This window comes from Corynebacterium halotolerans (assembly GCF_050107895.1).
GTDB classification, from domain to species: domain Bacteria; phylum Actinomycetota; class Actinomycetes; order Mycobacteriales; family Mycobacteriaceae; genus Corynebacterium; species Corynebacterium halotolerans_B.
Genome location: NZ_JBNILW010000021.1, coordinates 17063 through 28926 on the forward strand (window position 1 = coordinate 17063; position 11864 = coordinate 28926).

Genomic DNA, 11864 nt, shown 5'->3' on the forward strand with positions numbered 1-11864 from the left:
ATCCGCCGCCTTGAGTTGGGCGGCTTTCGTAGTCTGAGGTGGCTGTCGGCCACCGGACCAGCATTGAGAAGGGAAGTGATCGATGTGCTGGTCGTGTATTTTTCTTCAGTTACCGAGAACACGCACCGCTTCGTGAAAAAGCTGGATCTGCCGATCGCGCGCATCCCCCTCCGCCGGGAGGATGAGCCGCTCCACGTCAATGAGCCCTATGTGCTTGTCTGTCCCACCTACGGGGGCGGCGCAGGCATGACCCACCAGAATTCGCGCCCGGTACCGCCACAGGTCATCCGATTTCTGAATGACGAACACAACCGGAGCTTCATCCGCGCTGTCGTGGCCGGCGGGAACACCAACTTCGGCACGGATTACGGTAAGGCCGGTGAGATCATCTCCCGGAAGTGTCAGGTTCCTTATGTCTACAGGTTCGAGCTGATGGGCAACGAGAATGATGTCCGGGTGCTCCGCTCCGGCCTACTGGAGAATGCTGTAGCTCTGGGGCTGGAGCCAGTGGCAGCGGGGCAGCCGGAGTCCTAGGATGACCGATATCATCCGGTACTGGCATCGCCGTATTTCGGCCACACAAGTCAACCGGGAGCATGTAGACCGGCACAATTTAATAGTCAGCAACAACCGCCAATAACACCCATACCGAAAGGTGCGAACCCTTGTCTTCCCCGGATACGACAGTCATCGAACCGCCGCAGCACCAGGAGCTGGACTACCACGCGCTCAACGCGCTGCTGAATCTCTACGATGAAAACGGCAAGATCCAGTTCGACAAGGATCGGATGGCCGCGCGGCAGTACTTCCTCCAGCACGTGAATCAGAACACTGTCTTCTTCCACAGCCTGCGGGAGAAGCTGAACTACCTGATCGAGAACAACTATTACGAGGAAGAGGTGCTGGCCCCCTACGACTTCGAGTTCATCAAGGCGTTGTTCAAGCGGGCCTACAGCCACAAGTTCCGTTTCAAGACCTTCCTCGGTGCGTACAAGTACTACACCTCCTACACCCTCAAGACTTTCGACGGTCAGCGCTACCTGGAGCGCTTTGAGGACCGCGTCTGCATGGTTGCCCTGACTCTGGCCAGCGGCGACAGGGAGCTGGCGGAGAACCTGGTCGACGAGATCATCGGGGGCCGTTATCAGCCGGCTACCCCGACCTTCCTGAACGCCGGCAAGGCCCAGCGAGGCGAGCAGGTCTCCTGTTTCCTGCTGCGCATCGAGGACAACATGGAGTCCATCGGCCGGTCCATCAACTCCGCGCTTCAGCTGTCCAAGCGGGGCGGCGGCGTTGCCCTGCTGCTGTCCAACCTGCGCGAAGCCGGTGCTCCGATCAAGAAGATTGAAAACCAGTCTTCCGGTGTCATTCCCGTGATGAAGCTTCTCGAGGACTCCTTCTCCTACGCCAACCAGCTGGGGGCCCGGCAGGGCGCCGGTGCCGTCTACCTCAACGCTCACCACCCGGACATTCTGTCCTTCCTGGACACCAAGCGCGAGAATGCTGACGAGAAGATCCGCATCAAGACTCTTTCACTGGGCGTGGTCATTCCTGACATCACCTTCGACCTGGCGAAGCGCAACCAGGACATGTACCTGTTTTCGCCCTATGACGTGGAGCGCATCTACGGAAAGCCCTTCGGCGACATCTCGGTCACCGAGCATTACCACGACATGGTCGATGACTCACGGATCCGCAAGACCAAGATCAACGCCCGCCAGTTTTTCCAGACCCTGGCAGAGGTGCAGTTCGAGTCCGGCTACCCGTACATCATGTTCGAGGACACGGCCAACGCCGCAAACCCGATTGAGGGCCGGGTCAACATGTCCAACCTCTGCTCGGAGATCCTGCAGGTCAACACCCCCTCCGAGTTCTCTGAGGATCTCAACTACACCAAGGTCGGCGAGGACATCTCCTGTAACCTCGGTTCCCTGAACGTAGCTATGGCCATGGATTCGCCGGACTTCGGGAAGACCATCGATACGGCTATCCGGGGCTTGACCGCCGTGTCGGAGCAGACCAGCATTGACTCGGTGCCGTCCATCCGGGAGGGCAATAACGCCGCTCACGCTATCGGACTGGGCCAGATGAACCTGCACGGTTACCTCGGTCGGGAGCACATCTACTACGGATCCGAAGAAGGCCTCGATTTCACCAACGCCTACTTCGCCGCTGTGCTGTACCAGTGCCTCGTCGCTTCCAATAAGCTCGCCCGGGAGCGCGGGCAGTACTTCAGCAACTTCGAGAACTCCGACTACGCCGACGGCAGCTACTTCGACCGGTTTGACCCGGCCGAATTCATCCCGCAGACGGAGAAGGTCAGGAAGCTGTTCGCGGAGTCCACCATTCACACGCCGAGTGCGGAGGAATGGGAGCAGTTGAAGAAGGATGTCATGCAATACGGTCTCTTCAACCGTTACCTGCAGGCCATCCCGCCGACCGGTTCGATCTCCTACATCAATAACTCGACATCGTCGATCCACCCGATCGCCTCCAAGATCGAGATCCGCAAGGAAGGCAAGATCGGCCGCGTCTACTACCCGGCGCCGCACCTGGACAACGACAACCTGGATTACTTCCAGGATGCCTACGAAATCGGCTACGAGAAGGTCATCGACACCTACGCCGCAGCCACCAAGTACATCGATCAGGGCCTGTCCCTGACCCTGTTCTTCAAGGACACCGTGACCACCCGCGATCTGAACCGCGCGCAGATCTACGCGTGGCGCAAGGGCATCAAGACCCTGTACTACATCCGACTGCGTCAGCAGGCGCTGGAAGGCACTGAGATCGAGGGCTGCGTCAGCTGCATGCTATAACCCGCATCGCGCATGCCTCGGAGATAGACCCGTGATCAGTCGACGTACTGATCACGGGTCTTTTCCTATGATGTCCCCTGAGTGGATTCTGAGGGTCGTGGATACCGCCCGGAGGCCATGAGCCGCGTTTCGGCTCTCTGGGCGTGGGGATTGCCGGCTAGGGGAAGAGACGGGCAACAGCAGCGGGTGCTACCCGAGGATCCTGACAGCATTGAGACGGGACCCGCAGACACCTTGCGGGCTGCGACCAGCGCGGGAAAATATCACGGCTGTGGTTGTTCCTGTCTGGAATGTGAAAGACACCGTTCCCAGGCCATCGGGAACGGTGTCGAGAGCTGGAAATTGCTCAGGGATAGAGGTGCTCCCGCACCTCTTCGAGGATCTCCCTGGCCCAACGGTCTGCGGCATCGCGGTTACCGGCCTTGATCGCATTGGCCAATTCCATATGGGAAGTCAACGCCCGCTCGTTCGGAACGGCGGGCATCAGCCCGAAAGTGGTACGTCCCCTCAACATGCTCGTGATCGACGGGATCAACGCGGCGAACATCTCATTGTTGGAGGCTCGCAGAAGCAGACTGTGGAACGCGATATCGAGTTCCAGGAACTCATCGGTTGCGCCCCTTCCTTCCCGGCCCAACTGACGGAGATCACTGGCGATCTTGGCCAGTCGGTTCCGCTCGTTCTGTGTGGCGTAAACAGCAGCGAGCCGGGCCGCCACGGGTTCGACGCCGGAGCGTAGCTCCGCCAGCGACCGCAGCTGGTCCCGAATCTCGGATTCTGTTTCGAGCCGCCATTCGATGATGGACTGATTGAGGACGGACCACTTGGAGCGGGGGAGGACCGTGATCCCCACGCGGCGCGAAGCAGCGACGAGACCGAGCTGCTCGAGTGCCCGCATGGCTTCGCGGGCGACGGTTCTGGATATCTCGAAGCGGTTGCTCAGGTCGAGGAGGGTGAAGGTCTTTCCTTCGCGAAGCGTTCCGCCAACTATCTCCCTACCGAGTTGATCCAGGACACTGTCTAGGAGCGGAGCGGCAGGGCCCCTCTTCGGACGGGACATGGTCGGTTCCTCATTTCGTTCGTGCGGGACAGAACGCTCACCATGTGCTGAAAGCCCACGATTCTCAACGGTAGAATCATGATGGTGTCCCTATTCCGCAGTTACCACCTATTGCACCCTAAACCTACTAGGTAACACTAGGGCAATGTTGAGAAATCAACTTATATTTCTCAGGTTTGATCCGACCAATGTGGGGAGATCAGCGGCGTCCGAGTTCGCCGTCGATCCGGAGAATGCCCGATCCCTCTGTACCGGCGAGTTTCAGCCGATCCAGGATCTCGTCGATGTCGGCTTCCTCTTCGATCTGTTCCGCCAGGAAAAAGTCGATGAGGGGGCGGGAGTCGTAGTCGCGGTGGGTCGCCTGCAGGTCAGCAAGGCGGCGGATACGCTCGGAGATCATCTTCTCGTGGTTCAGAGCTGCCTCGAAGGCGTCGATGGCGGTCTCGACCTTGACGATGGGGGCAGAGATGTTGCCGATTTGCGGAGTGACATCGCGATCGAGCAGGTGCTGGGAGAAACGCTCGGCGTGGTCGAGCTCCTCCTTGTGCTGCTTCTTCATCCAGTCGCGCATTCCGACGAGGCCGAGATCGTCGAGAGCGTAGGAGAGCTGGAGGTAGACGAGGGCTGCTTCGAGTTCCGCGGTCACCTGTTCATTGAGGGCCTGCTGGAGTTCTTCGTGAATGGTCATGTCTTGGATTTTAGGACAGTTCCACAGAGCGTGCACCTAAGGTAAGGCCTGCATAACACGTACTTTTGACAGGAATTCCGTGAAATGTTAGCGATTTTAGGTCAGCCTTCCCGAAAAAGCGTGCGTGCCCCAGCTCGTGGAGTGGGACATTGTCTAGAACGGCTACGAAATTGGGGCAGAACGCCCACCTATTCTGTGGCGAGCCTCATGGTGGCCCGGTCGGTAGTTTCTGTTCACAGGAGGGCGTGATGGCCAGCGCACTTCCGGCCCGGGGTGTCGCATTTAAAGGGGTGCCGCTTGGGGCCGTGTCAAACGGTCGCCTGGTGGGGTGGGGCGGGCGAAGCGTGCTGCGAAAGTCCGGGTGCCGCGGCGGGGTGCGGAGGGAGGGTGCGGTCGCGGCGGAGGCGTGGGGCGCCCCGTCGCTATCGCGGGCCGCGAGGAGTCGATTTCGACGCTAGGCAATTCCTACTCTGGAAAGTTCGCACATTTTGCCATCCTGCACGAAGTTGCCTTTCGAATGAACCCGAACGGGGGTGGGCACCCTGGGATTTGCCTGATTAGTGAGCAACGACACTGCCGCTGCCGTGTGTCGCCCATCACGCGCTTGGGGGGAGCTGGCTGTAAACCGCAGGGAGAACGCAGCTTGAGGGGTCGGGAACTTCTGTGTGCCTGTATCCGACTACTACAGTGAGTGCAGATCCGGCCTGCGCGGCTGGAAAATATTCTTACGCTTCCTTTAAGATTAGGCGGTGTAAAGCTTGGACAGCCCTGTTTTCGCAGGGTTGTCTCGTAGTCAGGAGGAAATATGACCGCTGTGGCGCCTCGGCTCGACGATTATGTCGAGCCCACAAGGCCTACACCGACTGGGCATGCGCGCAAGGGCTCTGAGGCCTGGCACATGCTCACCACCACCGACCACAAGAAGCTGGGCATCATGTACATCATCATGTCCTTCATGTTCTTCTTCATCGGTGGACTGATGGCGTTGCTGATCCGTGCTGAGCTGTTCACGCCGGGTCTGCAGTTCCTGTCGAATGAGCAGTTCAACCAGCTGTTCACCATGCACGGCACTGTGATGCTGCTGCTGTACGGCACCCCGGTTGTCTGGGGCTTCGCCAACTTCGTGCTTCCGCTTCAGATCGGCGCGCCGGACGTGGCCTTCCCGCGACTGAATGCCTTTGGCTTCTGGATCACCTCAGTCGGCGGTTTCGTCATGCTTTCCGGCTTCCTGACCCCGGGCGGTGCCGCCGACTTCGGCTGGACCATGTACTCCCCGCTGTCGGACTCGATCCACACTCCGGGTGTGGGCGCTGACCTCTGGATCCTCGGTGTCGGCATGACCGGTATCGGCACCATCGCTTCCGCGATCAACATGCTGACCACCATCATGACGCTGCGTGCACCGGGCATGACGATGTTCCGCATGTCGATTTTCGCGTGGAACATCTTCGTCACCTCGGTCCTGGCCCTGTTGATCTTCCCGCTGCTGACGGCCGCCGCCCTCGGCGTGCTCTACGACCGTAAGCTGGGTGGACACATCTTCGATCCGGCCAACGGCGGCTCCATCCTGTGGCAGCACCTGTTCTGGTTCTTCGGACACCCCGAGGTCTACGTTCTGGCCCTGCCGTTCTTCGGCATCATCTCCGAGATCATCCCGGTCTTCTCCCGGAAGCCGATGTTCGGCTACATCGGGCTGGTCTTCGCCACCCTGGCGATTGGTGCCCTGTCCATGGCCGTGTGGGCGCACCACATGTTCGTCACGGGTGCTGTCCTGCTTCCCTTCTTCTCCTTCATGACCTTCCTGATCGCGGTGCCCACCGGCGTGAAGTTCTTCAACTGGGTGGGAACCATGTGGAAGGGACACATCACCTGGGAGACCCCGATGATCTTCGCGGTGGGCTTCATGTCGAGCTTCCTCTTCGGTGGTCTGACCGGCATCATGCTGGCTTCCCCGCCGCTGGACTTCCAGCTGTCTGACTCCTACTTCCTGATCGCGCACTTCCACTACACCCTCTTCGGCACGGTGGTCTTCGCCTCCTACGCTGGCGTCTACTTCTGGTTCCCGAAGATGACCGGCCGGATGCTGGACGAGCGACTGGGCAAGATCCACTTCTGGATGACCTTCTTCGGCTTCCACGGCACATTCCTCATCCAGCACTGGCTGGGCAACATGGGCATGCCGCGCCGCTACGCCGACTACCTGGACTCTGACGGCTTCACCCTGTTCAACCAGATCTCCACGGTCTCCGCGTTTATCCTGGGACTGTCGGTCATCCCGTTCGTCTGGAACGTGTTCAAGTCCTGGCGCTACGGTGAGGTTGTCACCGTCGATGACCCGTGGGGCTACGGCAACTCCCTGGAGTGGGCCACCTCCTGCCCGCCGCCGCGCCACAACTTCATCTCCCTGCCGCGCATCCGCTCCGAGCGTCCAGCGTTCGAGCTGCACTACCCGCACATGGTGGAGCGCATGCGCGCAGAGGCGCACGTCGGCCAGCACGATGAGCGGGCTGAAAAGCAGAAGTCCCCGACCCCTGCTGAGGTCCGGGCAGACAGCTAGCCCGCCCCCTGCTCCCTGACTCAAGACAAACCCCCGGGGTTTCACCTCCGGGGGTTTCGTCGTGCAGTTTCCCCCTTACATGGAAGAATGATCACCGTGACTCAAACTCACTCTGTAGATAACCAGAACGTCGATGTCCAGGACACCGATCTCGCGCACAGCGTCGCGCTCCGGGAGGGGTTCGCCCCCGCCGTCATCACCGTGACCGGTCGCAACCAACCTGGCGTGTCCGCGGCTTTCTTCCGCGTTCTGACTGCCTATGACGTCCAGCTGCTCGATGTTGAGCAGTCCGTGTTCCGCGGCCACATGTCGTTGGCCGCGTATGTCGGCGTCGACCCGGAGCGGGCCGAACGGCTTTCGGAGGGGTTGACGGAGACGTTGCGGGGCCACGGACAGAAAGTCGTGCTGGAGCTGGAGGATGAGATCATCTCCGCCCGCCCGCGCTCCAGCCACGACATCATTATTCTGGGCAACCCCGTCAACGCGGAGGACGTCTCCAGCATCGGTCAGACGTTGGCCAATTATGACGCCAACATCGACCGGATCCGGGGTATTGCGGATTACCCGGTCACTGGCCTGGAATTGAAGGTCACCGTCCCGAACACTGAGCCGGGCGGCGGCCATGCGCTGCGTAAAGCCCTGGCTGCCCTCACCCCGGAGCTGGGGGTGGACATCGCGATTGAGCGCTCCGGTTTGCTGCGCCGTTCCAAGCGGCTGGTCTGCTTCGACTGTGACTCCACGCTGATCACGGGTGAGGTCATCGAGATGCTGGCCGCCCGTGCCGGGCGGGAGGCAGAGGTCGCAGCCGTCACCGAGCGGGCCATGCGTGGAGAGCTGGACTTCGAGGAGTCCCTGCGTGAGCGGGTCAAGGCGTTGGCTGGCCTGGATGAGTCGGTCATCAAGGAGGTCGCCGGGGAGATCGAGCTGACTCCGGGTGCCCGCACCACGATCCGCACGCTCAAGCGGATGGGATACACCACTGCCGTAGTCTCCGGTGGCTTCATCCAGGTGCTCGACGACCTGGTGGAGGAACTCGAGATCGATTACGCCCGAGCCAACACGCTGGAGATCGTGGACGGCAAGCTGACCGGTCGGGTCATCGGCGAGGTCGTGGACCGTGCGGCCAAGGCCGATTTCCTCCGGGAGTTCGCCGACGCCGAGGGTCTGCACATGTTCCAGACCGTTGCTGTCGGTGACGGGGCCAACGACATCGACATGCTCTCCGCTGCCGGGCTGGGCATCGCCTTCAACGCCAAGCCGGCGCTCAAGGAGGTCGCCGACACCTCCGTCAACCACCCGTTCCTGGATGAGGTGCTCTACATGCTGGGTATCCCCCGCGAGGAGATCGACGCCTCCGACCTGGAGGCCGGTACCTTCCGCCGGGTCTCACTCGACCAGCTCTAAATGATCACCCGCGAAGAACTGGCCGCGGCGCACACCCTGTTGGCGGCGCGGGTTGGTCGGACCCACACCGAGGATCCGGAGCAGCCCGATACGGTGCAGGCGATGCAGATCGTCCTGCACCTGCCGAAGGTCGATCCGCCGAATCGGCACGACATCCTGGCTGCCGCAGCCACCGCCGTAGTGCAGGTCTGTCTGGATCCCCGGGTGTGTCGTGACCCGGAGTACCGGGACCGGCTGGAGACCTGGTACGACCACCTGATCCGCAAGGTCACCCGCCGGGCCCGAAACAAGGGCTGGTCAGACGCCCAGGCGATCACTGGCGTGACCGCGCAGGTGGGTGGAGCGGAAGCACGGGCCTTCCTTCCCACACCGGTGTCAGCTGTTCCCGCTGAGCTGAGGAAGCTGCAGATCCAGGGCACAGATCTGCCGCGGGAGGGGGAAGCGGAGCAGGTGACCGCTGAGCCGGAGCTCCCACGCATTTATCTGGACGCCGGCCTGGCCATGACCACCGGAAAGGCGGCGGCGCAGGCGGGGCACGCGGCGATGCTGCTGGCCGCACATCGCGATCTGGACTGGGTGTGTCGGTGGGCGCAACACGGTTTTGCGCTGACGGTCGCGGAGGTGGACAGTAGCATTTTCCGCGCCCTGGCCGACAGCCCCGACGCCGTCACAGTCCAGGACGCGGGTTTTACGGAGGTTGCGCCCAACTCCACAACCGTGCTGGCCGTGCCCGGCCGGATCTGAGATCTGCCGACGTCGGTGGTACGCGCGAGCTCGCGCCTCTAGCGGGCGGTGAGGCGCTGCAGTGCGCCGCGCACCACCTGCGGGTCAGTGGTGGGCCAGAAATTGGGCATGGAGGCCCGGAGGAATCCGCCGTAACGTTTGGTCACCAGACGGTTGTCCAGACAAGCCACCACTCCGCGGTCCGTGACACTGCGCAGTAATCTACCGGCCCCCTGGGCCATCAAGAGAGCGGCGTGGGTGGCTGCGACCTCCATGAAGCCGTTGCGTCCCTCGGCATCCGCAGCTTCCTTTCGAGCCTGGAGCAGGGGGTCATCGGGCCGGGGGAAGGGGATCCGGTCGATGATGACCAGCGACAGCGACCTGCCCGGGACGTCGACACCCTGCCAGAGCCCGAGAGTGCCGAACAGGCAGGTGTTCTCGGATTTGGAGAACTTCGCCACCAGCGCCCCGGTGGTTTCATCCCCCTGGGCGAGCACGTCGAAGGGGAGCCGTTTCCGCATCTCCTCGGCGGCTTGGTTGGCTGCCCGTCGGGAGGAGAACAATCCCAAGGTGCGTCCGCCGGCCGCCATGATGAGGTCATGGATCTCATCGAGGGTCTCCTTGGCCAGCCCCTCACGGCCGGGCCCCGGCAAGTGCCTGGCGGTATAGAGGATGCCGGACTTGCGGGGGTCGAAGGGAGTACCCGCGTTGAGGGAGTCCCAGCTGCCCTGGGGCAGACCCCAACTGGCGGCCATGGCATCGAAGTTGCCGCCGATGGTCAGCGTTGCGGAGGCCAACACCACAGTGTTCTCCGCGAACAGCCGCGTGTTCAACAACCCGGCCACCGACAACGGTGCCACGGTCAGCGCAGTCTGTACGTCGCCGCGGCGTTGGTCCCGGCGCAGCCAGACGACGTCGCGTTGCTGTGCGGCGTCGGATTCCGCGAAGACCTCGAGGATGCGCACGATGGCGTCGTGCTGTTCCTGCAGGTGGTTGGCTAGGTTCTGCCGCTCGGCGAATTTCTCCACGTCATTGGCGGCCTCGCCCTCGGGAGAGCGGCTGATCGTCTCCCGCAGTGACCAGAGGGAATCCTTGACGGCGGTCAGCTGGGACTTCACCGCCTCATCGAGGTCCTCCCAGCGTCCCTCCGGCAGCGGGGCGACGGTCTGCTCCCACTCATCCGCCAGTTCGACCAACTTCTCATCACGGGATTCGGCGCCGAGTTTCCCCGCGCGCTTGGCGGATAGCTTCAGCGTGGTGGCGGAGATCTCGGCGGTGGCCACGGCGGTGATCCGGCCGTCGAGTTCATGGGCCTCGTCGACGATCACGGTGTCGTGCTCGGGGAGGACTGCGGTGTCCGCCAGTGCGTCGATGGCCAGGAGGGCGTGGTTGGTGACCACGACGTCGGATTCGCGGGCCTTGGCACGCGCGAGCTCGGCGAAGCACTCCTCGCCGTGAGGGCAGCGAGAGGCACCGAGGCATTCCTGGGCGGTCACTGATACCTGCTTCCATGCCAGGTCCGGTACCCCGGGCTCCAGGTCGTCGCGATCACCGGTCTCGGTGTCCTGGGCCCATTCAGCGACACGTTTGACGTGCTTGCCGGTCCAGGAGATGTCTTCCTCGTCGAGCAACGCATCGGAGTCGGGCTCGTCCTCGCGGGCGATCTTGTTCAGACAGACGTAGTTGGAGCGGCCCTTCATGATCGCGAAGGTCGGCTCGTGCGGCAGTTCCTCTTTCAGTGCTTCGGTCAACCGCGGCAGGTCCCGGTTGACCAGCTGGCGCTGCAGGGCGAGGGTGGCGGTGGAGACAATGATGGTGGAATCGGTCGATTGCGCATGGCGCAGGGCCGGCACCAGGTAGGCCAGTGATTTGCCGGTGCCGGTGCCAGCCTGAACGGCTAGATGGCGTTCGCTTTCCATCGCTTTGGTCACGGCGTTGGCCATAGCGACCTGCCCCTCACGACGGGTGCCGCCGAGTGATTCGACGGCGGTTTTCAGCAGGTCCTCAGTGGAGCGGGGGAGGGGATGGTCGGTCACGGTGGCCCAGTCTATCCCGCTGGGCGGACAGCCCATAACGCGAGAGCGCGGCCTGGTATCACTCGACCGCGTTCAGGTAACTGAGGTACTGCGACCGGGTTTTAGACAGGGGTGATCCCAGTTGCGTTCTGCGCCTCGGTCGCTTCCATCACCGGGCCCGTGGGTTGTCAACCTCCGGACCGGTACCGTCCGAGTTGCCGGAGTCTCGATGATCGTCCTGTTCTGCCGCCGGCCAGTCATCAGCAAGTGGATCGTCGGAGACCAGTTCTTCGCCGGGCCGATCATCCGCCAGTGGATCATCGGGAAGCTCGGAGTCATTTATATCTGGTTCGTCGGGTAGAAGACCCGCGTCCCGGTCGTCCATGTTCCTGCACCTCCTCTTCACGGCCGTGAAATGTCGGGGAACGTGGGTTGTGCCGCGAAGGCCGTGGTCGTTGCGTTACCGCTGAGCTTAGAGATTGCGCGGATAGGAAGATACAGGGGGCCACGGTGGGGTAGTGAACAAGAGCAGGCACGAGGCCTGGTAGATACGGATTCGACCAAGAAAACGTACACCACTCAGGAGCACTCGTGCCTG

9 protein-coding genes are annotated in these 11864 nt (G+C 62.1%); 6 read left to right on the forward strand and 3 right to left on the reverse strand.

Annotated features, from left to right (window positions below; all coding sequences use genetic code 11):
* The first annotated feature begins 84 nt into the window (after positions 1–84).
* The gene (gene nrdI, locus ACQCVD_RS14640; protein WP_426824527.1) at positions 85–534 is read left to right on the forward strand and encodes a class Ib ribonucleoside-diphosphate reductase assembly flavoprotein NrdI; all 450 of its coding nucleotides are present in this window, start codon (positions 85–87) and stop codon (positions 532–534) included.
* 131 nt (positions 535–665) lie between these two features.
* A complete protein-coding gene (nrdE, locus tag ACQCVD_RS14645; RefSeq protein WP_426824518.1) occupies positions 666–2819 on the forward strand; it encodes a class 1b ribonucleoside-diphosphate reductase subunit alpha in 2154 nt (717 codons plus the stop codon).
* 346 nt (positions 2820–3165) lie between these two features.
* On the opposite strand, the gene ACQCVD_RS14650 is transcribed toward nrdE, so the two are convergent.
* Together ACQCVD_RS14650 and ACQCVD_RS14655 are read right to left on the reverse strand one after the other, a co-directional pair.
* Entirely contained in the window at positions 3166–3879 is a 714-nt protein-coding gene (locus ACQCVD_RS14650; RefSeq protein WP_426824519.1) for a FadR/GntR family transcriptional regulator, read from the reverse strand.
* 199 nt (positions 3880–4078) lie between these two features.
* On the reverse strand, positions 4079–4567 hold the full coding sequence (locus ACQCVD_RS14655) for a ferritin (protein ID WP_426824520.1): 489 nt from the start codon (positions 4565–4567) through the stop codon (positions 4079–4081).
* An 805-nt stretch (positions 4568–5372) separates the two neighbouring features.
* On the opposite strand from ACQCVD_RS14655, the gene ctaD reads away from it, so the two are divergent.
* The 3 genes from ctaD to ACQCVD_RS14670 all read left to right on the forward strand — a co-directional run bounded on the left by ctaD (position 5373) and on the right by ACQCVD_RS14670 (position 9272).
* Positions 5373–7124 carry a cytochrome c oxidase subunit I gene (ctaD, locus tag ACQCVD_RS14660; protein ID WP_426824521.1) on the forward strand — a complete coding sequence of 584 codons (1752 nt, stop codon included), beginning with the start codon at positions 5373–5375 and terminating at the stop codon, positions 7122–7124.
* Positions 7125–7211: 87 nt separating this feature from the next.
* The gene (gene serB, locus ACQCVD_RS14665) at positions 7212–8528 is read left to right on the forward strand and encodes a phosphoserine phosphatase SerB (RefSeq protein ID WP_426824522.1); all 1317 of its coding nucleotides are present in this window, start codon (positions 7212–7214) and stop codon (positions 8526–8528) included.
* Complete coding sequence (locus ACQCVD_RS14670; RefSeq protein WP_426824523.1) at positions 8529–9272, forward strand: peptidyl-tRNA hydrolase; 744 nt, start codon at positions 8529–8531, stop codon at positions 9270–9272.
* Between the two features lie 38 nt (positions 9273–9310).
* Here ACQCVD_RS14670 and ACQCVD_RS14675 read toward each other — a convergent pair whose 3' ends face one another.
* A complete protein-coding gene (locus ACQCVD_RS14675; RefSeq protein WP_426824524.1) occupies positions 9311–11287 on the reverse strand; it encodes an ATP-dependent DNA helicase in 1977 nt (658 codons plus the stop codon).
* A 208-nt stretch (positions 11288–11495) separates the two neighbouring features.
* Between ACQCVD_RS14675 and ACQCVD_RS14680 the strand changes: the two genes are divergently transcribed.
* Complete coding sequence (locus ACQCVD_RS14680; protein WP_426824525.1) at positions 11496–11627, forward strand: hypothetical protein; 132 nt, start codon at positions 11496–11498, stop codon at positions 11625–11627.
* Positions 11628–11864 lie beyond the last annotated feature (237 nt).